At 64.0% G+C, this 21045-nt stretch carries 21 protein-coding genes; 17 read left to right on the forward strand and 4 right to left on the reverse strand.

All coding sequences use genetic code 11. The features are described from left to right. Positions 1-828, forward strand: an 828-nt coding sequence (locus AC0L18_RS31240) for a peptidylprolyl isomerase (RefSeq protein ID WP_287188093.1), incomplete at its 5' end; no start/stop codon positions are given. 105 nt (positions 829-933) lie between these two features. Here the strand turns inward: AC0L18_RS31240 and AC0L18_RS31245 are convergent. Beyond that, a complete protein-coding gene (locus AC0L18_RS31245; RefSeq protein ID WP_473495575.1) occupies positions 934-1590 on the reverse strand; it encodes a TetR/AcrR family transcriptional regulator in 657 nt (218 codons plus the stop codon). A gap of 196 nt (positions 1591-1786) precedes the next feature. Here AC0L18_RS31245 and argJ point away from each other — a divergent pair, with 196 nt between their 5' ends. The 5 genes from argJ (at position 1787) to AC0L18_RS31270 (ending at position 4958) form a co-directional block, all read left to right on the forward strand. Next, entirely contained in the window at positions 1787-3028 is a 1242-nt protein-coding gene (gene argJ / locus AC0L18_RS31250) for a bifunctional glutamate N-acetyltransferase/amino-acid acetyltransferase ArgJ (RefSeq protein ID WP_473495576.1), read from the forward strand. Next, entirely contained in the window at positions 3028-3807 is a 780-nt protein-coding gene (locus AC0L18_RS31255) for a GNAT family N-acetyltransferase (protein ID WP_208602559.1), read from the forward strand. Before argJ ends, AC0L18_RS31255 begins: the two co-directional genes overlap by 1 nt. After that, entirely contained in the window at positions 3804-4226 is a 423-nt protein-coding gene (locus tag AC0L18_RS31260) for a (deoxy)nucleoside triphosphate pyrophosphohydrolase (protein WP_473495577.1), read from the forward strand. The genes AC0L18_RS31255 and AC0L18_RS31260 overlap by 4 nt, the downstream gene beginning before the upstream one ends. 112 nt (positions 4227-4338) lie before the next feature. Then, a complete protein-coding gene (locus AC0L18_RS31265; RefSeq protein WP_023797289.1) occupies positions 4339-4680 on the forward strand; it encodes a hypothetical protein in 342 nt (113 codons plus the stop codon). Between the two features lie 98 nt (positions 4681-4778). Further along, positions 4779-4958 carry a Flp family type IVb pilin gene (locus AC0L18_RS31270; protein ID WP_023797290.1) on the forward strand — a complete coding sequence of 60 codons (180 nt, stop codon included), beginning with the start codon at positions 4779-4781 and terminating at the stop codon, positions 4956-4958. 28 nt (positions 4959-4986) lie between these two features. Here AC0L18_RS31270 and AC0L18_RS31275 read toward each other — a convergent pair whose 3' ends face one another. After that, on the reverse strand, positions 4987-5874 hold the full coding sequence (locus tag AC0L18_RS31275) for a methyltransferase domain-containing protein (protein WP_473495578.1): 888 nt from the start codon (positions 5872-5874) through the stop codon (positions 4987-4989). A gap of 53 nt (positions 5875-5927) precedes the next feature. Here AC0L18_RS31275 and AC0L18_RS31280 point away from each other — a divergent pair, with 53 nt between their 5' ends. The 4 genes from AC0L18_RS31280 to AC0L18_RS31295 are packed head-to-tail and all read left to right on the forward strand — an operon-like array spanning position 5928 to position 8324. Next, a complete protein-coding gene (locus AC0L18_RS31280) occupies positions 5928-6713 on the forward strand; it encodes a ComF family protein (RefSeq protein ID WP_091600081.1) in 786 nt (261 codons plus the stop codon). A 27-nt stretch (positions 6714-6740) separates the two neighbouring features. After that, positions 6741-7010: a glutaredoxin 3 gene (gene grxC, locus AC0L18_RS31285; RefSeq protein WP_027153348.1), complete on the forward strand. Its 270-nt coding sequence runs from the start codon at positions 6741-6743 to the stop codon at positions 7008-7010. A 10-nt stretch (positions 7011-7020) separates the two neighbouring features. Then, on the forward strand, positions 7021-7902 hold the full coding sequence (locus AC0L18_RS31290; protein WP_473495579.1) for a carbon-nitrogen hydrolase family protein: 882 nt from the start codon (positions 7021-7023) through the stop codon (positions 7900-7902). Further along, the gene (locus tag AC0L18_RS31295; protein ID WP_473495580.1) at positions 7899-8324 is read left to right on the forward strand and encodes a DUF1178 family protein; all 426 of its coding nucleotides are present in this window, start codon (positions 7899-7901) and stop codon (positions 8322-8324) included. The genes AC0L18_RS31290 and AC0L18_RS31295 overlap by 4 nt, the downstream gene beginning before the upstream one ends. Positions 8325-8328: 4 nt before the next feature. Here AC0L18_RS31295 and AC0L18_RS31300 read toward each other — a convergent pair whose 3' ends face one another. Next, positions 8329-8814 (reverse strand): MarR family winged helix-turn-helix transcriptional regulator, encoded by a 486-nt coding sequence (locus AC0L18_RS31300; RefSeq protein ID WP_091600077.1) that lies wholly within the window; start codon positions 8812-8814, stop codon positions 8329-8331. 115 nt (positions 8815-8929) lie between these two features. Between AC0L18_RS31300 and AC0L18_RS31305 the strand changes: the two genes are divergently transcribed. Further along, positions 8930-9859: a DMT family transporter gene (locus AC0L18_RS31305; protein WP_473495581.1), complete on the forward strand. Its 930-nt coding sequence runs from the start codon at positions 8930-8932 to the stop codon at positions 9857-9859. Positions 9860-9878: 19 nt separating this feature from the next. On the opposite strand, the gene ubiG is transcribed toward AC0L18_RS31305, so the two are convergent. Then, on the reverse strand, positions 9879-10628 hold the full coding sequence (gene ubiG, locus AC0L18_RS31310; RefSeq protein WP_091600073.1) for a bifunctional 2-polyprenyl-6-hydroxyphenol methylase/3-demethylubiquinol 3-O-methyltransferase UbiG: 750 nt from the start codon (positions 10626-10628) through the stop codon (positions 9879-9881). A 358-nt stretch (positions 10629-10986) separates the two neighbouring features. On the opposite strand from ubiG, the gene AC0L18_RS31315 reads away from it, so the two are divergent. The 6 genes from AC0L18_RS31315 to clpB all read left to right on the forward strand — a co-directional run bounded on the left by AC0L18_RS31315 (position 10987) and on the right by clpB (position 21023). After that, positions 10987-12240: an aspartate kinase gene (locus AC0L18_RS31315; RefSeq protein ID WP_023797301.1), complete on the forward strand. Its 1254-nt coding sequence runs from the start codon at positions 10987-10989 to the stop codon at positions 12238-12240. A 181-nt stretch (positions 12241-12421) separates the two neighbouring features. Then, positions 12422-14692: a phosphoenolpyruvate--protein phosphotransferase gene (gene ptsP / locus AC0L18_RS31320; RefSeq protein WP_023797302.1), complete on the forward strand. Its 2271-nt coding sequence runs from the start codon at positions 12422-12424 to the stop codon at positions 14690-14692. A gap of 139 nt (positions 14693-14831) precedes the next feature. Further along, a complete protein-coding gene (prfA, locus tag AC0L18_RS31325) occupies positions 14832-15911 on the forward strand; it encodes a peptide chain release factor 1 (RefSeq protein ID WP_287068549.1) in 1080 nt (359 codons plus the stop codon). Between the two features lie 140 nt (positions 15912-16051). Then, complete coding sequence (gene prmC, locus AC0L18_RS31330; protein WP_473495582.1) at positions 16052-16999, forward strand: peptide chain release factor N(5)-glutamine methyltransferase; 948 nt, start codon at positions 16052-16054, stop codon at positions 16997-16999. Between the two features lie 247 nt (positions 17000-17246). Beyond that, entirely contained in the window at positions 17247-18194 is a 948-nt protein-coding gene (locus AC0L18_RS31335; RefSeq protein WP_473495583.1) for a DUF4167 domain-containing protein, read from the forward strand. Positions 18195-18416: 222 nt separating this feature from the next. Beyond that, complete coding sequence (gene clpB / locus AC0L18_RS31340) at positions 18417-21023, forward strand: ATP-dependent chaperone ClpB (protein WP_473495584.1); 2607 nt, start codon at positions 18417-18419, stop codon at positions 21021-21023. Positions 21024-21045 lie beyond the last annotated feature (22 nt).

Below are 21045 nucleotides of genomic sequence, written 5' to 3' on the forward strand. Positions count from 1 at the left end.
CAACCAGCCCCCGCCCAGCCGGGCGCCCCCGCCCAGCCGGCCGCGCCGGTCGATCCGAACGCCGTGGTCGCCACGATCAACGGCCAGTCGCTGACCGAGGCCGACCTTGCGCTTGCCGAAGGCGAGCTGTCGCAGCAGTTCGCGCAGATGCCGCCCGAACAGCGCCGCGCCGCAGCCCTTTCGGCAGCGATCGAAATCAAGGTCATGGCCGCCCAGGCAGTCACCACCGGCCTCGACAAGGATCCCGACTTCCAGCGCCGCATGGCGTTCCTGCAGCAGCGCGCCCTGCATGGCGAAATGGTCGAGAAGGATGTCGTCGGCAAGATCACCGATGCCGAGGTTCGCGCCCGCTACGACCAGGAAATCGCCAACACGCCGCCGGCCAACGAGGTCCATGCCCGTCACATCCTCGTGAAGACGAAGGAAGAGGCCGATGCGATCATCAAGCAGCTCGACGGCGGCGCCGATTTCCAGAAACTTGCCAACGAGCACACCAGCGATCCGAGCGGCAAGACCAGCGGCGGCGATCTCGGCTGGTTCGGACCCGGCCAGATGGTGCCGGAATTCGACAAGGCGGTCTTCGCGCTGGCGGTCGGCAAGTACACCGAGCAGCCGGTGCAGTCGCAGTTCGGCTGGCACGTCATCCAGGTCGAGGACAAGCGGGCCAAGCAGCCGCCGGCCTTCGACCAGGTCAAGGATCAGGCCCGTCAGGCTGTCATCCGCGACAAATACATCGCGCTGGTCAAGTCGCTGCGCGCCCAGGCCAAGGTCGAGATTCCGGACGAGAAGCTGAAGAAGACGGTCGACGCGCTGGAAAACACCAAGTAGGCGAGGGCAATCGCCTCTGCAAAATTGTTGGCGTCGCAGCCTCCGACAATTGTTCCTCTGGTGGTCTGCACCCACGCCAGGGTGTTGCCCCGCCACCCTGCAGCTCTACCGGGCGGTGCGACCGATGACACGTCGACGCCTCCGCCGGACAGCCGCGGCGTCGACCGAGCCGGCATCGCCAGCTTCTATGCCCTTCAACAGATAGCCAACCGCCTTGCGCAGCGTCGTTTCGTCTTGGTCGAGGCGATTGGTCAAGAGATGCGTCCAGGCAAACGAGGCGACCAGGTCGGCGACGAGCGTGGAATCGACGTCGGCCGCGACTTCGCCTCTTGCCTTGGCGCGTTCGATCATCTGGCCGGTATGGGCATGGCGTCCTTTGGTGTATTCGGCAAGCACGGCGGCCACCATTGCGTCCGACTGCGCCTCGGCGATCAGCGATCTGAAGATGCTGCCTGACGATGTTTCGCGCCAGTGCGAGAACAGGCTTTTGAGGAAGCCGACGAGATCGTCCTCGAGGTTGCCGGTATCGGGATAATCGACGCGCTTTAGCCGCTGATAGACGTCGAACAGCAAGGCGGCCTTGCTCGGCCACCAGCGATAGATTGTCGGCTTTCCCGCACGCGCCCGCCGCGCCACCGCTTCGATCGAGAAGCCGGAATAACCGGCCTCGACCAGAACTGCCTCGGCGGCGTCGAGAATGGCGTCGGCGCTGTCGGGGTTGCGCCGCGCGCCGATCGACCTGCGCCCCCGATCCAGCCCCATCCTGTTTTCCTTGCCCATGATTTTCGTCGGCACATCGTACACACTTTTTAGTCGAAACGAAACGGTCCGTTTCGTGCAACTGAGCGTTTCGTTTCGATGAGAAAGGGGGACGTGCTCAACCACCAAACGCCCTTGCGCCGGCGCCCGCTATCGGGCAAACCGGCGCTCTCTTGCGTTTCTCCCGCCCGAGGTCCTCATGTCAGCCACGATTTCGCCGCTTGCGCCGAAGAAATATCCCAAAATGCCTGACATCGAGGGCGTCCGCATCGCCACAGCCGAGGCCGGGATAAAGTACAAGAACCGCACCGACCTGCTGACCATGGTCTTCGATGCCGGCACCACGGTCGCCGGCGTGTTCACCAAGTCGAAATGCCCGTCGGCGCCGGTCGATTTCTGCCGGCAGAATCTAAGCGCCGGCAAGGCGCGCGTCCTGGTCGTCAATTCCGGCAATGCCAATGCCTTCACCGGCAGCAAGGGCCGAGCCTCCACGGCAACGACCGGCGAAGCTGCGGCCAAGGCTGCGGGCTGCACGCCGAACGAGGTGTTTCTGGCCTCGACCGGCGTCATCGGCGAGCCGCTCGATGCCGGCAAGTTCGGCCATTTGCTCGCCGGACTGGTCAGGGACGGCAGGCCGGACCTGTGGACCGAAGCCGCCAAGGCGATCATGACCACCGACACCTATCCGAAACTGGCGACCGCGACGGTAAAACTCGGCGACGCCGACGTCACCATCAACGGCATTGCCAAGGGCGCCGGCATGATCTCGCCCGACATGGCAACAATGCTCTCCTTCATCGCCACCGACGCGCCGATCGCAGCCCCCGTGCTGCAGGATCTTTTGTCGCGCGGCACCGCCAAGACGTTCAATGCGGTCACCGTCGACAGCGACACCTCGACCAGCGACACGCTGCTGATGTTCGCCACCGGCACGGCCGCCCGGCGCGGCGCGCCTGATATCACGAATGCCGGCGATGCGCGCCTCGGCGCCTTCCGCCGCGCGCTCGGCAAGGTGCTGAAAGCGCTGGCACTGCAAGTGGTGCGCGACGGCGAGGGCGCGCGAAAACAGGTCGAGGTCACCGTGACCGGCGCGAAATCGGCCCGCTCGGCCAAGCGCATCGCGCTGTCGATCGCCAATTCGCCGCTGGTCAAGACGGCGGTCGCCGGCGAAGACGCCAATTGGGGCCGCGTCGTCATGGCCGTCGGCAAGGCCGGTGAACCGGCCGACCGCGACCTGCTGTCGATCTGGTTCGGCGACACCAGGCTGGCGCATCAGGGCGAGCGCGACGCCGCCTACTCCGAGGAGGCGACGTCGGCCTACATGAAGCGCGACGAGATCCGCATCCGTGCCGATATCGGCATCGGCCGCGGCAAGGCGACGGTGTGGACTTGCGACCTCACCAAGGAGTATGTCGCCATCAACGGCGATTATCGGAGTTGATGGCATTGGTTTCCAGACATCCGGCAAGCGTGCTTGCCATCGTGCGCCGCTACGAGGCGGCCGGCTTTCGCGCCTGGCCGGCGGCGGCCGTGCATTATGACGGCACCTGGGTGGTGCGGCTGACGGCGGGCCATCCGGCCAAGCGGCTGAATTCCGTCAACCCGCTCGATCCGGGCGACATCCAGCACATTGCCGATCGCATCGGCCGCGCCAGCCGCCGTTTCGACGCCTATGGCCGGCCGCTGACCTTCCGCATATCGCCGCTGTCGGGGCCGATCCTTGCCAAACATCTCGACAGCGAGGGCTGGAGCACATTCGACGAATCGCTGGTGATGCGGCTGCCGCTGGCGGACGCCCAGCTCGATGCCGCCATGGACCAGATCCCGCTGAAGGACATCAGCCGCTTCATCGGCGCGGCGCTAAAAGTAAGCGGCTCGGATGTGTCGTTGCGGCCGGGCCTGTCGGAGATCATCGGCGCCATCCAGCCGGAAGCCGGGCTGTTCGCGCTCGAAGACGGCACCGAACCGCTGGCGACGCTGATCTGCGTCCATGACGGCGATCTTGCCGGGCTGTTCGAGATCGCCACCGACAGATCGGTGCGCAACCAGGGCCATGGCCGCCACCTCATCCTGTCGGCGCTGAAATGGGCACGGCTGCGCGGCGCCCGGGAAGCCTGGCTGCAGGTCGAGGCCGACAACGCGCCGGCGCTGGCGCTCTATCGTTCGCTCGGGTTCGACGAAGTCTATCGTTACCATTATCGCCGGCCGCCCGGCGCATGACCGGCCCGCACCCTGTCGGCAAGCGCCTGCTCCTGGTCGCAGCCTGCGCGCTGGTCGATACCGACGGCCGCGTGCTTCTGGCGCAGCGCCCCGAAGGCAAGCAACTGGCCGGCCTGTGGGAGTTTCCGGGCGGCAAGGTCGAGCCCGGCGAGACGCCGGAAGAATGCCTCATCCGCGAATTATACGAGGAGATCGGCATCGAAACCGATATTCCCTGCCTGGCGCCGTTCACCTTCGCCAGCCATTCCTACGATGATTTTCACCTGCTGATGCCGCTGTTCGTCTGCCGTCGCTTCCGCGGCATCGCGCAGCCGAAGGAGGGGCAGGCGCTGAAATGGGTGCGGCCGCGCCAGATGCGCGATTTTCCGATGCCGCCGGCCGACGCGCCGCTGATCCAGTTCCTCATCGATCTTCTGTGATTTTGCCCTCCGAGACCTAGACAACGTTAATGGAAGATTTATCTGGCCGTGAAAAAATGACGCCAGAAATCGAAGGAAGGTCATGTCCAGGCCTTCGCCGGAGGGCGGCTGCATGAGCCTCGACAGGGACTGGGATTCGATCCGACCCGACCGCAGCTTTAGGGCTGCCGGCATGGGAATATTGCGGATCACGCTTTTGTTCGGCTCGGCCGCGGTGGCGCTGGCCCTGATCGCCACGCCCTTGCTCGACAACCGAACGCGATCAGCCCGCGACGATTTTGCCGGCGGCCTCGACAGGATGAGCACAGGGTCGGTTGAAAGCACGGGTTCGATTGGAAGCACGGGCTCGACCGGCCGTCGTGATACCTACACGCTGCGCAGGAGCGTGCTGCAGCCGCTGCCCACTTCGATCTGCGTGATACGCGACAATGGCCAGCGCAGCGGCGACTGCTGACACCGGCCAAAGCGGTGCTTTCAGCGCCTGTTAAGCCTGTGTCATTAACCTTTGTTAACAGGTCCGCGCTAGGGTTCCGGCAAGCGGGATCGCCGGCCATGAAAACATTGCTGCAACGATTTTGGGAAGACAAGACCGGCGCGACGGCTGTCGAGTATGGGCTGATCGTGGCCGTGCTGTCGCTTACCATCGTAGGCGGCGTCGGCAAGGTCGCCGACGCAATCACGTGGCTGTTCAGCGACAATGCCAGCAAGCTTGTGAAGGCTTTTGCGCAGTAACCGACCAGCCGCGTCCATAATAAACCGGTCAGCGCCGGCCGGGATTTTCCAGGATTGTCTTCAGCGACAGTTTTGCCGAGCCCGGTTTCAGCGGTTTTTGCTGCGAGGCGTCGGGCGCCCAGCCTGACATCCAGACGATCGGAAAACTCGCCCTGACGCGGCCATCGGCATCCGAAAATCGTTCGGCATAGATTTCGGCGGCGCGGGCAAACAGCTTTCGTGTGGCCGGTCGCCTGCTGCGGTCGATGAGCGCGCTGGTCTCGCCCATCGCCCGCAGGTCCGCCATCAGGCCGAACAGGGAATCGTAGCGCACCGTCACCGTCTCGACATCGGCGACGGGCAAGGCCAGACCGGCGCGTTGCAAAAGCGCGCCGGCGTCGCGCACATCGGTGAACGGGATGACGCGCGGGCTGGCGCCGCCATAAAGCTCGGTCTCGGCGGCGAGCAGGCATTCGCGCAGCTCGAAAAGCGTGCCGGCGCCGGCAAAAGCGCCTAGGAAAAGACCGTCCGGCTTCAGTGCGCGGCGGATCTGCACCAGCATGCCGGGAATGTCGTTCATTGCCTGAAGCGACAAAAGCGATACCGCGAGGTCGAGGCTTTCCGGCTCGAACGGCACGGTCTCCAACGGCGCCACCAGTCCCGCGGCATCGCCCCCCGCCCCGTCGCCCAGGAAAGCCGCATCCGCCTCGACGCGCACGATGTCCGCCACCTTGCCGCTTGTCGCAAGCACGTCGACTGCCGCCGGCGTCTGGCAAAACAGGACGGCCGCCCTGTTGAATTTGCGTTCGACTGCGCCCAGCCGCTCGGCAAGCTCCTCGGCCGCCCGCCGCATCAGGAAATCCGCGCCGGCAGCCGGGCTGGCGAGCGCCCGGCGCTTGTGCGCCAGCCAGAGAGAGGTATCGACTATAGGTTGCAACTGATAGTTCCTGGTTTCCGCACTCTGATATAGGGTGGCGGAGAAAGAACCACGTGGCCGATCCAATGCCGGATATCAAGAGTATCGCTCGAAAGGCGTTGGACTGGCCGGCGCGCATCCTGTTTCCGCCGGTTTGCGCCGGTTGCCGACGGCACGTCTCGCAGCCCGGCGTGCTGTGCGGCGCCTGCTGGCCGAAACTCAGGCTTCTGGAGCGGCCATGGTGCCCTGTGATGGGCACGCCGTTCACCCATCACATGGGCGAGGGGTTCCTGTCGGCCGAGGCGATCGCCGACCCGCCGCCCTTCGAGCGGGCACGGGCCGCGGTCGCTTACTCAGGTGTCGCCCGCCAGATGGTGCAAGGGCTGAAATACCAGGATCGCACCGATCTGGCGCCGTGGATGGCGCGCTGGATGCTGCGCGCCGGTGCCGAACTGATCGCGGAAGCCGATGTGGTCGTGCCGGTGCCGCTGCACTGGCGGCGCTTTTTCAGGCGTCAGTTCAACCAGTCGGCGGAACTGGCAAGGGCGGTATCGCAGCTTGGCGGGCTGCCTTTTGCGCCCTCCGCGGTCAGGCGCGTCAAACTCACCCGCCAGCAGGTCGGGCTGGAGCGGCGGGAACGCGAGGAGAATGTGCGTGCCGCCTTCAGAGTGCCGGAGGAGGCCGAGATCGAGATCGCCGGCCGCCGGGTGCTCCTGATCGACGATGTCTATACCACCGGCGCCACTGTCCGCGCCGTCGCCAAGGCGCTGAAGAAGGGCGGTGCCGGGACGGTCGACGTGCTGACCTTTGCGCGCGTGCTGCCGGGGGACTTTCGGGCCGACGAGTCCGCGACTATATAGATTGGGAAAAGGCAGGATTGCTGACCGATGGTCGACGTAACGATCTATACACGGATGATGTGCGGCTATTGCGTGGCGGCCAAGCGGCTGCTCGAGCGCAAGGGTGTCGCCTACACCGAGCATGACGCCTCCTTCTCGCCGGAACTGCGCCGGGAAATGATTTCCCGCGCGAATGGCCGCTCGACCTTTCCGCAGATATTCATCGGCGACACGCATGTCGGCGGCTGTGACGATCTCCATGAACTGGAGGCAGAGGGCCGGCTGGACCGTCTGCTCGCCAATGGCTCGACGAATTGAGGACAAGACGATGGGTGCTTTCAAGGCGGCGGCGATCCAGATGCGTTCGGGCACCAGCCCCGAGCGCAACGCGGTCGATCTGGAGCGGCTGGTGCGCGAGGCCGCGGGCCAGGGTGCGACCTATATCCAGTCGCCGGAAATGACTGGTGCGCTGGTCCGCGACAGCCAGGCGCGGGCCGCCGCCTTCACGTCCGAGGACAAGGACATCATCGTTTCGACCGCGCGAAAGCTGGCGAAAGACCTTGGCGTCTTCCTGCATATCGGCTCGACCGCCATCCTGCGCGCCGACGGCAAGCTCGCCAACCGCGCGCTTCTGTTCGGGCCGGATGGCGCCACCATTGCCACCTACGACAAGATCCACATGTTCGACGTCGACCTCGACAATGGCGAGAGCTGGCGCGAATCCGCCGCCTACGAGCCCGGCACCGAGGCCGTCGTCACCGAGATCAGCGGCGCCGGGATCGATTGTGCGAGACTGGGTTTCGCCGTCTGCTACGATTTGCGCTTTCCGCAGCTGTTCCGCGCCGAGGCGCTGGCCGGCGCCGACCTGCTTTCGGTGCCCGCCGCCTTCACCCGCCAGACCGGCGAGGCGCACTGGCATGTGCTGCTGCGGGCGCGCGCCATCGAGAACGGCGCCTATGTCGTTGCCGCGGCGCAAGGCGGGCTGCACGAGGACGGCCGAGAGACTTTTGGCCATTCGCTGATCATCGATCCTTGGGGCCGCATCGTCGCCGAGGCGGCGCATGACGAACCCGCGGTGATCGTCGCCGAGATCGACCCGGCGCAGTCGGTCGCTGCCCGCAAGAAAATCCCAAATCTGATAAATTCACGCGACTTCGCCTTGAACGCCACTCCGGTCGAGGCGCAAAGTCTCAGGGGTGCGGCGTCTTGATTCGCTTTTCATTGATCTGTGACCACGAGCATGAATTCGAAGGCTGGTTTCGCAGCAACGACGATTTCGACACCCAGAAGAAGCGTGGCTTCGTCGATTGCCCGACCTGCGGCTCGCACAGGGTCGAGAAGGCGTTGATGGCGCCGGCCGTCTCCACCGGGCGCAGCCGAGAAAAGATCGCGCTCGCCATGGGCGAGGCCCAGAAGCAGGCGTTGGCGCAATTGAAGGCGATGGCCGAGAAGGTGCGCGAGAACGCCGACTATGTCGGCGACAAGTTTGCCGAGGAAGCGCGCAAGATCCATTTCGGCGAGAGCGATCCGCGCGGCATCTATGGCGAGGCGACGCTGGAGGAGGCCAAGAGCCTGGCCGAGGACGGCGTCGAATTCATGCCGATCCCAAGTTTCCCCGACGACCGCAACTGACTGACTAGGTTACGCTGCCGATCAATTTCTCAAGCAGGCGAGCAAGTGTGTCCTGTTCGGCGCGCGTCAGGCCGGAAAGTATCTCGTGTTCGTTGGCGACGTGAGCGGCGACCGCCTCATCGACCAATGCGAGACCTTTCTCGGTCAGTTGCACGACAACCCCGCGCCGGTCGTTGGGATGCGGTCCACGCATGATCAATCCGGATTTCTCAAGCCGGTCGAGCCGGTTGGTCATGGCGCCCGACGTCACCATCGTCGCCTCATAGAGGGCGGTTGGCGTCAGCGCGTAAGGTGATCCGGAACGGCGCAGCGTCGCCAACACGTCGAATTCCCCGGATTGCAGTCCGAAACGGGCAAACAGCGGAGCGAGGCGTTCTCGCGCTATCAGCGACGAGGCTTCGTTCAACCGTCCGAGCACGGCCATCGGCGAGACATCCAGGTCCGGCCGTTCCCGTTTCCATTGCTCGATCGCTTTCGCGGCGCGATCCATCTAACTCACCGTTAAATATCTTGACGTTAAGAATCTTTGTATTATCTTAGCTTGAGTCACAGTGCTGGCCAAGGGCCCGCAAAAGACGAGAGGCGCAAGGACAATAAGGTTGGTTATGAAATTTCTCTGGGATTCAGCGCTCGGTCTTTTGCTCGTCACCGGCGGCTTGCTCGGCCTGACGCTGCCGTTCGGCAAGATCGCTACGGCGGCCGGTGTTTCGGCCATGGTCTGGGCCCTCGTCATCTCGCTCGGCGCCGGCGGCGTGCTTTTGTGCGCCTTGCTGCTGCGCGGACAACGCATCCGGCTCACCCCGCACAGACTGCGTTATTTCTTCGTCACTGCGGCGGTGTCCTATGCCCTCCCCAATCTCTTGATGTTCTCGACCATTCCGCATCTCGGCGCCGGCTACACCGGTATCATGTTCACGCTGTCGCCGGTGGTTACACTGGTGTTTTCGATCCTGCTCGGCGTCCGGCGTCCCAATCTGCTTGGTATCGTCGGCATTGCCGTCGGCTTCGTTGGTGCTGTCATGGTGGCGGTGACGCGCGGCGAGGCCGGCCAGCCGGCCGAATTTTTCTGGGTGGCGGCGGGGCTGCTCATTCCGGTCAGCCTTGCCGCCGGCAATATCTACCGCACGGTCGACTGGCCGCTAGGGACCGGACCGATCGAGCTTGCCGTCGGCAGCCATCTGGCATCGGCCGCGCTGCTTCTTTGCGGCATCTTCACGCTGCAGGGCGGCGGTTCGCTCGCCCTGCTCGCCGGCGTGCCGCTGGTCGTCGTCGGGCAGGTCGCATCAGCCGCGGCGATGTTCGCTTTCTTCTTCCGGCTGCAGGCGGTCGGCGGACCGGTCTATCTCAGCCAGATCGGCTATGTCGCGGCGGCGGTTGGATTGCTTGCCGGGACGATGTTTCTCGGCGAGCACTATCAATTGCTGACCTGGGCCGGCGCTGCCATCATTGTCGCCGGCGTGTTCATCACCACCAAGGCGCAAAGCCAGATCGCCCCGAAGACGCAAAGTCAGATGGGTGAGAAGGTGGCGGCGTGAGAAGGCGTCGTGAGAAAGTTCAGGCGGGTGCCTTCTCTGCCAAAACCATGTAGTTGACGTCCATGTCCTTCGAACGCTGCCAGCGGTCGGCGAGCGGATTGTAGGTGACGCCGGTGCGGTCGATGATGGTCAGGCCAGCGCCGGCAAGCGCCTTTTCCAACTCGTCTGGCCGCACCAGCTTGCCAAACTGGTGGGTGCCGCGCGGCAACCAGCGCAGCACATATTCGGCGCCGATAATGGCCAGACCGAGCGCCTTCAGCGTGCGGTTGATGGTGGCGACGACCATGATGCCGCCGGGCTTGAGCATCTCGCCGCATTTGGCCACGAACAGGTCGATGTCGGCAACATGCTCGACCACTTCCATGTTGAGGATAACGTCGAATTTCTCACCTGCGTCAGCCAGGTCCTCTGCTGTCGTGGCACGGTAATCCACCGTCACGCCGACCTCCGCCGCATGCAGCCTGGCCACTTCGATGTTGGTGGCCGAGGCGTCGGCGCCGACCACTTCGGCGCCAAGCCGCGCCATCGGCTCGCACAACAGCCCGCCGCCGCAGCCGATGTCGAGGATGCGCAGGCCCTCGAACGGCCGCGCCGCGCGCGGGTCGCGGCCGAAGCGCGCCGCCACCTGGTCGCGTATATAGGCAAGCCGGATCGGATTGAACTTGTGCAGCGGGCGGAATTTGCCGTTCGGATTCCACCATTCGGCGGCAAGAGCGGAAAAACGCTCCACTTCTCCGGCATCGATCGTCGATCGTCGGGGTTCTGGCATCGTGTGGTCTCCCGCAGACTCAAAAATTCAGAGCGCGATCGGGCGCAAAACCGGATACCACTTTTGCTGATCGCGCTCTGGTGCGCTAGGAAGTCGGTCGAGAGCCGGCGAATGTCAAGGCAGCAAATTTCGGCTGTTGCCGGCTGCGCCTCTGCGACAGGCGTTCGGGTAGGCGCGTTGCGCTCGTAAGTCGCCTTCGTCGCCTAAGGGGGCAAGCAGGGGGGCAAGCGGTGGCACGCCTTGCGAAACCCAAAGCATTTGGCTAAGGAGGCCGCGAATTCAGCGGCTGGCCCAGCCCGACGCTCCGTTTCATTTTTCGGCCGCCGTTCCGGCACTCAGTCAAAGGCATTTCGCTTCCATGGCGCGCATCGTGATGAAATTCGGCGGGACCTCCGTCGCCGACATCGTCCGCATCCGCAATGTGGCGCGCCATGTCAAACGCGAGGTCGATGCCGGCCATGAGGTTGCGGTGGTCGTCTCGGCGATGGCCGGCAAGACCAACGAGCTCGTGCAGTGGACGCGCGAAGCCTCGCCGATGCACGATGCGCGTGAATATGACGCCGTCGTAGCCTCCGGCGAGCAGGTGACTGCCGGCCTGCTGGCGATCGCGCTGCAGAACATGGGCGTCCATGCCCGTTCCTGGCAAGGCTGGCAGATACCGATCAAGACCGACAATGCGCATGGCGCGGCGCGCATTCTCGACATCGACGGCGCATTCCTGATCAAGCGCTTCGGCGAGGGCCAGGTGGCGGTGGTCGCCGGCTTCCAGGGCATCGGGCCGGACAACCGCATCGCGACGCTCGGCCGCGGCGGCTCCGACACCAGTGCTGTCGCCATCGCGGCGGCGGTCAAGGCAGACCGCTGCGACATCTACACCGACGTCGACGGGGTCTACACCACCGACCCGCGCATCGAGCCGAAGGCGCGGCGGCTGGCCAAGATTTCCTTCGAGGAAATGCTTGAAATGGCCTCGCTCGGCGCCAAGGTCCTGCAGGTACGCTCGGTCGAGCTTGCCATGGTGCACAGGGTGCGTACTTTCGTGCGGTCGTCCTTCGACGATCCCGACGCGCCCGGAATGGGGGATTTGCTCAATCCGCCCGGAACGCTTATTTGCGACGAGGAAGAGATCGTGGAACAGCAGGTCGTCACCGGAATTGCCTACGCCAAGGACGAAGCGCAGATTTCGTTGCGCCGTGTCGGTGACCGGCCCGGCGTCGCCGCCGGCATTTTCGGGCCGCTGGCCGAAGCCAACATCAATGTCGACATGATCGTCCAGAACATTTCCGAGGACGGCAAGTTCACCGACATGACCTTCACCGTGCCGTCCGGCGATGTCGACAAGGCGCTTGCCGTGCTCGAGCGGCTGAAGACCACGATCGGCTACGACGTCGTGCAGTCGGAAGCCGGCATGTCGAAAGTCTCGGTCATCGGCATCGGCATGAGGAGCCATGCCGGCGTCGCCGCCACCGCCTTCAAGGCGCTGGCCGACAAATCGATCAACATCCGTGCGATCACCACATCCGAGATCAAGATTTCGATCCTGATCGACGGTCCCTACACAGAACTTGCTGTTCGCACTTTGCATTCCATCTACGGTCTGGATAAGCAGTAGCAGACTGCTCGGTCCGGAAATCGGAGGTCGATCTTCGGAAAGCACGATGCAGCAGTTCGAAGTCTTGGAGCGTCCTTTGTGGGTCCAATTGGACCGACGCCGCTCTATTTGAGTTGTTGCGTGAGCGCCGGCCGCGGGAGAAACTGCGGCGGGCATAATGTCCATTGGAGAACAAGCCGCGATGCGTGATACGGCCAGTGGCCCGCGCGTTTTGCTGAAACGGCTCCGCGAGCTCATGCAGGAGCCGCTGGAGCCGCAGGAGCGGCTCGACCGCATCGTGCGCGACATCGCCGCCAATATGGTCGCTGAAGTGTGCTCGCTCTACGTGCTGCGCGCCGATTCGGTGCTCGAACTCTATGCCACCGAGGGCCTGAATCCGAAGGCCGTCCATTTGGCGCAGCTCAGGCTGGGGGAAGGCCTCGTCGGCACGATCGCGGCCTCGGCACGGCCGCTCAACCTCTCCAACGCGCAGGAACATCCAGCCTTCGCCTATCTGCCGGAGACCGGGGAGGAGATCTACAATTCCTTCCTCGGCGTGCCGGTGCTCAGGGCGGGGCGCACGCTCGGTGTGCTGGTCGTCCAGAACAAGACCATGCGCCACTATCGCGACGACGAAGTCGAGGCGCTGGAAACGACGGCGATGGTGATCGCCGAGATGATCGCCACCGGCGACCTTGCCCGGCTGACCCGGCCCGGCCTCGAACTCGATCTGCGCCGCCCGGTGAGCTTTACCGGCCTGTCCTTCAACGAGGGCGTCGGACTTGGCCATGTCGTGCTGCATGAGCCGCGCATCGTCGTCACCAATCTGTTCAACGAGGACAGCGATGAGGAGATCAAGCGGCTCGATGCGTCGCTCGGTTCGCTCCGGCTCTCCATCGACGACATGCTGGAACGCCGCGAAGTCGCCTTCGAGGGCGAGCACCGCCAGGTGCTCGAAGCCTATCGCATGTTCGCCAACGACAGCGGCTGGGTGCGCCGGTTGGAAGAGGCGGTACGCAACGGCCTGACGGCGGAAGCGGCGGTGGAAAAAGTGCAGAGCGACATGCGTGCCCGCATGCTGCACATGACCGATCCTTATCTGCGCGAGCGGATGAGCGATTTCGACGATCTCGCCAACCGGCTGCTGCGGCAGCTGATGGGGCGCGGGCCGGACGATGTCGCGGTCTCGCTGCCGAAGGACGCCATCATCGTCGCCCGCTCGATGGGGGCCGCCGAACTGCTCGATTATCCCAGAGACAAGCTGCGCGGGCTGGTGCTGGAGGACGGCGCAGCGACCAGCCACGTCGTTATCGTGGCGCGGGCCATGGGCATACCGGTTGCGGGCCAGATGAAGGGCGCCGTTTCCATGGCGGAAAACGGCGACGCCATCATTGTCGACGGCGAAGAAGGCGCCATCCACCTGCGCCCCCAGCCGGACCTCGAAGCCGCCTATGCCGAAAAGGTCCGCTTCCGGGCGCGGCGGCAGGAGGTCTATCGCGAGCTGCGCAAGAAGCCGTCGATGACCAAGGACGGCGTCCAGGTCGACCTTTTGATGAATGCGGGCCTGGCCGTCGATCTGCCGCAGCTTGCCGAGGCCGGCGCCGCCGGTATCGGCCTGTTCCGCACCGAGCTGCAGTTCATGGTCGCCTCGACCTTTCCGCGGGCGGAAGCCCAGGAACGGCTCTACCGTGACGTGCTCGACGCGGCGCGCGGCAAGCCGGTGACATTCCGCACCATCGATATCGGCGGCGACAAGGTGCTGCCCTACTTCAAGGACACGATCCAGGAAGAGAACCCGGCGCTCGGCTGGCGCGCCATCCGCCTGACGCTCGACCGGCCGGGCCTGTTGCGTACCCAGATCCGAGCGCTTTTGAAGGCATGCGGCGGGCGTGAACTGAAGCTGATGCTGCCGATGGTGACGGAGCTCGGCGAGATCGCCCAGGCGCGCGAAATCATCGATCGCGAAGTGCGGCATCTGTCGCGTTTTGCCCATCATCTGCCGACCAGCCTGAAGCTCGGGGCCATGCTGGAAGTGCCTTCGCTGCTGTTCCAGCTCGATGAGCTGATGAAGGCCGTCGATTTCGTCTCGGTCGGCTCGAACGATCTGTTCCAGTTCGTCATGGCGGTCGATCGCGGCAACACGCAGCTCGCCGACCGCTTCGATGTGCTGTCGACGCCGTTCCTGCGCGCGCTGAAGCAGATTGCCGACGCCGGGGTGCGCAATCAAACCCCGGTGACCTTGTGCGGCGAGCTGGCCGGCAAGCCGATCTCGGCGATGGCGCTGATCGGCCTTGGCTACCGATCGATCTCGATGTCACCGGCTTCGATCGGTCCGGTCAAGGCGATGCTGACGGAACTGCCGCTGGCCGAGCTGGAAGCGTTCTTCGACGACAATCTCATGGCGCCGGCCCAGGGGTTGCCGATGCGGGCGCTGCTGCAGGCCTTTGCCGACGACCGCTCCATTCCGTTGTAAATTCACGTGAGGGCGGCCTGCAAATGTCGATTTTCTGCGCTTCCGGTGCTCATGTACCTAATTGTACATTCCGCTCCGGTTCTCGAAACTCGTCATTTTCGGCTCGCCCTGACGTGAATCTTATCGAAGTTCCAGGACCATGATCAACCTGCCCCGCGACCGCATGGATCAAGTCGTTAAGCGTTTCGACATGCTCGAAGCGCAAATGTCGGCCGGGCCGGCGGCGGACGCCTATGTCAAGATGGCGTCGGAATATGCCGACATGCAGGAGATGGTGGCTAAGATCAGGGCGCTGCGCACCGCCGAGCATGAACAGGCCGACCTGCAAGCGATGCTCGCCGACAAAAGCACCGATGCCGAAATGCGGGCACTGGCCGAGGCCGATCTGCCGGAGGTCAAGGAACGCATCGAAGCGCTGCAGAAGGACATCCAGATCCTACTTCTGCCCAAGGATGCCGCCGACGACAAGAATGCCATCCTCGAAATCCGCGCCGGCACCGGCGGCGACGAGGCGGCTCTCTTTGCCGGCGACCTGTTTCGCATGTACGAACGCTATGCCGCGGCACGCGGCTGGCGTTTCGAGACGGCGTCGGCCAGCGAGGGCGAGGTCGGCGGCTACAAGGAAATCATCGCCACGATTTCGGGCAAGGGGGTCTTTGCCCATCTGAAATTCGAGTCCGGCGTGCATCGTGTGCAGCGCGTGCCGGCGACCGAGGCCGGCGGGCGCATCCACACCTCGGCGGCGACGGTTGCCGTGCTGCCCGAAGCGGAAGAGGTCGATATCGACGTCAGGGCCGAAGACATCCGCATCGACACGATGCGCGCCTCGGGTTCGGGCGGCCAGCACGTCAATACCACCGATTCGGCAGTGCGCATCACCCATCTGCCGACCGGCATCATGGTCGTGCAGGCGGAGAAGTCGCAGCACCAGAACCGGGCCAAAGCCATGCAGATCCTGCGCGCCAGGCTTTACGACCTCGAGCGCAGCAAGGCTGACGAGGAACGCTCCGAATCGCGCAAATCTCAGGTCGGTTCGGGCGATCGCTCGGAGCGCATCCGCACCTATAATTTCCCGCAGGGCCGCGTCACCGACCATCGCATCAATCTGACGCTCTATAAGCTCGACCGGGTGATGATGGGCGAACTCGACGAGATCATCGACGCGCTGATCGCCGATCACCAGTCGAAGCTGCTCGCCGATATCGGCCTCGATGGCTGACAGTCTGCCCAGTAGGCCGGTGTGGCTTTGAATTCGAAATTCGTATCACGATGGGGCAGCGCAATGACGAATTTCGGATTCAAAATCACACCGGCAGGTTGCTGGTATCCAGGTGGTGGATTTGAGGTCCCTGGACGCTGATGCCAACAAATAGCAGGAACCTCAAATCCACCACACTAGGGCTGCTGCTGAAAGCGGCGCGGGCACGCCTTGCTGCGGCCGCAGTCGCCGATCCGGCGCTGGATGCGAGGCTGATCGTCGAACATTTTTCCGGTACGACCCGCACACAAGCCATCGCCGATCCCGAATGCGGTGTCGATGCCGGCGCGATTGCCGCGATCGATGCAGCCTTGAGGCGGCGGGTCGCCGGTGAGCCGGTGCATCGCATCCTCGGCCATCGTGAGTTCTATGGCTTGCGCCTGTCGTTGTCACCGGAAACGCTGGAGCCGCGACCGGACACCGAAACGCTGGTCGAAGCGGTGCTGCCCTTCGTGAAGGCGACAGCGGAACGGCAAGGCGAGTGCCGCATCCTCGATCTCGGCACCGGCACCGGCGCCATCGCGCTGGCGCTGCTCAGCGCCGTTCCGGCGGCGGTCGCCACCGGTGTCGATATTTCGTCAGGCGCGCTGGTGACCGCCATGCGCAATGCCGGGGAATTGGGGTTGGCCGATCGGTTCCAGGTGCTCGAATCCGACTGGTTCGAAAAAGTTTTTGGCCGATACCATGTAATTGCCGCCAACCCGCCCTATATAGCGTCCATAGACATCGAAAATCTGCAGGGCGAAGTCCGCGATTTCGATCCACGCCAAGCCCTCGATGGCGGCGTGGACGGTCTGAGTCCCTACAGGATCATCGCCGCTGAGGCGGCAGGTTTTTTGGAAGCCGAGGGCAGGATTGCGGTCGAGATCGGCCACACCCAGCGCAAAGAGGTCACGGGCATTTTCTCCGCAGCCGGCTATATGCCGGCGGGGGTATTCCGCGACTTTGGCGGAAACGAGAGGGTTCTGATCTTTGAACTGACAAGGGCCGTGATGCAGTGCAAAAAAAGCGCTTGGCAATGCCGGGGAATGCGGCTAGGGTCGCCTTAACCGGATGAGACGAAGCAGGCAGTGCTCTTAGCGATTCGGTTTCCTTGGAAATAGCTGCCTTCTTGTGCAAACGACGCCCAAGCTTCGTGCGGGGATCGTCCGGCAAGTGATGTAACCGGAACAGGATGACACGTGGCGCCAACGCAATCGATGCGGGCGAACGCCGGTGAAGAGACGAAACGGCTGGCTGCATGAGCGCCTCCGTTCGTGAAAAGTTTTCGAAAAATTTCAAAATGAAGAGAGTCGAATGAGGCCACAACAGCAGAACAGGCGCATGCGCGGTCGCAACAACAATGGCGGCGGCAACAACAATAACAACAACCGCAAGGGTCCAAATCCCCTGACGCGCAATTACGAGAGCAACGGTCCGGACGTGAAGATCCGCGGATCGGCTCAGCAGATCGCCGAAAAATACGCAACCCTTGCCCGTGACGCGCAGAGCTCCGGCGACCGTGTGATGGCGGAAAACTATCTCCAGCACGCCGAGCACTACAATCGCATCATCGCTGCCGCGCAGGCGCAGCTGCCGATCCAGAGCGCTCAGCAGAACCGCGACGATTTCGACGATGACGGCGACGAAGATCGCGACGAGTTCGACAATGCCGGCAACAGTAATGTCGGCGAGACTGCAGCTCCGGTCGTTAACCACGGTGCAGGCCCGCAGCCGGTCATCGACGGCACGCCGGCCGAATTGACGTTCAACCAGGAAAACGGCCGCGACAATCGTGATGCCAGTGGGCGTGATGCCAGTGGGCGCGATGCCGGCGGGCGAGACAACCGCCATCGCGACCGTCGCCCCAATGGCGGCTACGGCCAGAACGGCCAGCGCGGCGAATTTGGTGCGCGCGGCGAGCAGGGCGGACAGCGAGGCGATCAGAACCGGCGCAACGAGAGACCGGTTCAGAACGAAACCCCCGCGCAGGCGGAAGCTGTGTCTCCGAACGAGCCTGTTTCTGTGGCCGAACCCGCGCCGCAATTCGAAAGCTTTTCGCCAGCGGCTCTGGCTGCCCAGGCCGAGATGAACGAAGCCGCCGCCGAAAGCGGCGCTGCCCGCCGCCCCAGGCGTCCGCGCCGTCCGCGCGTCAATGCTGATCAGGTGGATGGCGGTAACGACAATGCTGGCGGCGATAACGTGAATGCTGCTCCGGCGGAAGACGCCGGTGGCGAGCCCACCGTCGTCGACGTCAACAACTGATCGAGCAAGGCCCAGACATTCCTGGACGGCGGAGAGAAATCTCCGCCGTTTTTGTATGTGCGCCCCCCGGGGAATATTAAGTCCGCCGTTATCGGGACGTCTTGAGGGTCCGTGGATTGCGCCCCATATCTCGCGTGAACAGGACCCGGCTCGAACGGGCGGGTCCGTCACCGCAATCTGATCCGGTGCCGCAAAGCGGGCCGGTGACGGAAGGAGACAGATATGAACCTTGAAAAATATTCCGAGCGCGTGCGCGGCTTCATCCAGTCGGCGCAGACCTTGGCGCTCTCGCGCAACCACCAGCAATTCACCCCCGAACATATATTGAAAGTGCTCGTCGACGACGACGAGGGCCTGGCAGCGTCGTTGATCGAGCGCGCCGGCGGCAGCGTCCGCGACGTCAAGTTGGGCGTCGAGACGGCACTTGAGGCAATGCCCAAGGTGGAGGGCGGCAACGGCCAGCTCTATCTGGCGCAACCGCTGGCCAAAGTGTTCTCGACCGCCGAGGAACTGGCAAAGAAGGCCGGCGACAGCTTCGTTACGGTCGAGCGGCTGCTGACGGCGCTGGCGGTCGAGAAATCCGCCAAGACCGCCGACATCCTGACCAAGGCCGGCGTGACGCCACAGGCGCTGAACCAGGTGATCAACGACGTCCGCAAGGGTCGCACCGCCGATTCGGCGAGCGCCGAGCAGGGCTATGATGCGCTTAAGAAGTACGCGCGCGATCTCACCGCCGACGGTCGCGCCGGCAAGCTCGACCCGGTCATCGGCCGCGACGACGAAATCCGCCGCACCATCCAGGTGCTGTCGCGCCGCACCAAGAACAATCCGGTGCTGATCGGTGAACCCGGCGTCGGCAAGACGGCGATCGCCGAAGGGCTAGCGTTGCGGATCGTCAATGGCGACGTGCCGGAATCGCTCAAGGACAAGCAGTTGATGGCGCTCGATATGGGATCGCTGATCGCCGGCGCCAAATATCGCGGCGAATTCGAGGAGCGGCTGAAGGCGGTTCTTTCGGAAGTCACCGCTGCGGTCGGCGGCATCATCCTGTTCATCGATGAGATGCACACGCTGGTCGGCGCCGGCAAGGCGGATGGCGCCATGGATGCGTCGAACCTGTTGAAACCGGCGTTGGCACGCGGCGAACTCCACTGCGTCGGCGCGACGACGCTCGACGAATACCGCAAGCATGTCGAGAAGGATGCGGCCCTTGCCCGCCGCTTCCAGCCGGTCTTCGTCAATGAGCCGACGGTGGAAGACACCGTCTCCATCCTGCGCGGCCTGAAGGAGAAATACGAGCAGCACCACAAGGTGCGCATTTCGGATTCGGCGCTGGTCGCCGCAGCGTCGCTGTCCAACCGCTACATCGCCGACCGCTTCCTGCCGGACAAGGCGATTGACCTTGTCGACGAGGCCGCGTCGCGGCTGCGGATGCAGGTCGATTCGAAGCCCGAAGCGCTGGACGAGATCGACCGCCGCATCATGCAGCTCAAGATCGAGCGTGAGGCGCTGAAGGTCGAGAAGGACGACGCGTCGAAGGACCGGCTCGCCCGGCTCGAAAAGGATCTTTCCGCCCTGGAAGAGGAATCGACCGAACTGACCTCGAAGTGGCAGGCCGAGAAGCAGAAGCTCGGGCTCGCCGCCGACCTGAAGAAACAGCTCGACGAAGCGCGCAACGAGCTCGCCATCGCCCAGCGCAAAGGTGAATTCCAGCGCGCCGGCGAGCTTGCCTATGGCAAGATTCCGGAACTGGAAAAGAAGTTGAAGGCAGCCGAAGCCCAGGACGGCAAGGTCGGCATGGTCGAGGAGGTGGTCACCCCCGATCACGTCGCCCACATCGTGTCGCGCTGGACCGGCATTCCGGTCGACAAGATGCTGCAAGGCGAGCGTGACAAGCTGCTGCGCATGGAAGACGAAATCGGCAAGCGTGTCGTCGGCCAGGGCGAGGCGGTGCAGGCCGTGTCGAAAGCGGTGCGCCGCGCACGCGCCGGCCTGCAGGATCCGAACCGGCCGATCGGTTCGTTCATGTTCCTCGGACCGACGGGCGTCGGCAAGACCGAACTGACCAAGGCGCTTGCCAGCTTCCTGTTCGACGACGAGAGCGCCATGGTGCGCATCGACATGTCGGAATTCATGGAGAAGCACTCGGTCGCCCGGCTGATCGGCGCGCCTCCCGGCTATGTCGGCTATGAGGAGGGCGGCGCGCTGACTGAAGCGGTGCGACGCCGGCCCTATCAGGTCGTGCTGTTCGACGAGATCGAGAAAGCGCATCCGGACGTGTTCAACGTGCTGCTGCAGGTGCTCGATGATGGCCGCCTGACCGATGGGCAGGGCCGCACGGTCGATTTCCGCAACACGCTGATCATCATGACGTCGAACCTCGGCGCCGAATATCTGGTCAACCTCGGCGAGAACCAGGACGTCGATGTCGTGCGCGACGAGGTGATGGGAGTCGTCAGGGCGTCGTTCCGGCCGGAGTTCCTCAACCGCGTCGACGAGGTGATCCTGTTCCACCGGCTGCGCCGGCAGGATATGGGCCGCATCGTCGAGATCCAGCTCAAGCGGCTGGAAAGCCTGCTCGCAGATCGCAAGATCACGCTTTCGCTGGATCAGGAGGCGATCGACTGGCTGGCGGCCAAGGGCTACGATCCGGCCTATGGCGCGCGACCGTTGAAGCGGGTGATGCAGAAGCACCTTCAGGATCCGCTGGCGGAGAAGATCCTGCTCGGCGACATCCTCGACAGCTCGACCGTCAAGGTCACGGCTGGTTCCGACCGGTTGAACTTCCGGTCGAAGCCGACGATCGTAGCGACCGAGGCGGCGGCCTGATTTTCGAGGCCGCCGCATAATC

The sequence above is a fragment of the Mesorhizobium sp. WSM4819 genome (genome assembly GCF_055811215.1).

Excerpts from the sequence above, each read along its gene's own strand:
- grxC (WP_027153348.1), top strand. The coding sequence starts at position 6,741 with ATGGTCGACGTAACGATCTATACACGGATGATGTGCGGCTATTGCGTG.
- ptsP (WP_023797302.1), top strand. The coding sequence starts at position 12,422 with ATGCGTGATACGGCCAGTGGCCCGCGCGTTTTGCTGAAACGGCTCCGC.
- AC0L18_RS31270 (WP_023797290.1), top strand. The coding sequence starts at position 4,779 with ATGAAAACATTGCTGCAACGATTTTGGGAAGACAAGACCGGCGCGACG.
- ubiG (WP_091600073.1), bottom strand. The coding sequence starts at position 10,628 with ATGCCAGAACCCCGACGATCGACGATCGATGCCGGAGAAGTGGAGCGT.
- AC0L18_RS31300 (WP_091600077.1), bottom strand. The coding sequence starts at position 8,814 with ATGGATCGCGCCGCGAAAGCGATCGAGCAATGGAAACGGGAACGGCCG.
- AC0L18_RS31315 (WP_023797301.1), top strand. The coding sequence starts at position 10,987 with ATGGCGCGCATCGTGATGAAATTCGGCGGGACCTCCGTCGCCGACATC.
- AC0L18_RS31335 (WP_473495583.1), top strand. The coding sequence starts at position 17,247 with ATGAGGCCACAACAGCAGAACAGGCGCATGCGCGGTCGCAACAACAAT.
- AC0L18_RS31290 (WP_473495579.1), top strand. The coding sequence starts at position 7,021 with ATGGGTGCTTTCAAGGCGGCGGCGATCCAGATGCGTTCGGGCACCAGC.
- AC0L18_RS31255 (WP_208602559.1), top strand. The coding sequence starts at position 3,028 with ATGGCATTGGTTTCCAGACATCCGGCAAGCGTGCTTGCCATCGTGCGC.
- AC0L18_RS31245 (WP_473495575.1), bottom strand. The coding sequence starts at position 1,590 with ATGGGGCTGGATCGGGGGCGCAGGTCGATCGGCGCGCGGCGCAACCCC.
- AC0L18_RS31260 (WP_473495577.1), top strand. The coding sequence starts at position 3,804 with ATGACCGGCCCGCACCCTGTCGGCAAGCGCCTGCTCCTGGTCGCAGCC.
- AC0L18_RS31265 (WP_023797289.1), top strand. The coding sequence starts at position 4,339 with ATGAGCCTCGACAGGGACTGGGATTCGATCCGACCCGACCGCAGCTTT.
- prfA (WP_287068549.1), top strand. The coding sequence starts at position 14,832 with ATGATCAACCTGCCCCGCGACCGCATGGATCAAGTCGTTAAGCGTTTC.
- AC0L18_RS31305 (WP_473495581.1), top strand. The coding sequence starts at position 8,930 with ATGAAATTTCTCTGGGATTCAGCGCTCGGTCTTTTGCTCGTCACCGGC.
- prmC (WP_473495582.1), top strand. The coding sequence starts at position 16,052 with ATGCCAACAAATAGCAGGAACCTCAAATCCACCACACTAGGGCTGCTG.
- clpB (WP_473495584.1), top strand. The coding sequence starts at position 18,417 with ATGAACCTTGAAAAATATTCCGAGCGCGTGCGCGGCTTCATCCAGTCG.
- argJ (WP_473495576.1), top strand. The coding sequence starts at position 1,787 with ATGTCAGCCACGATTTCGCCGCTTGCGCCGAAGAAATATCCCAAAATG.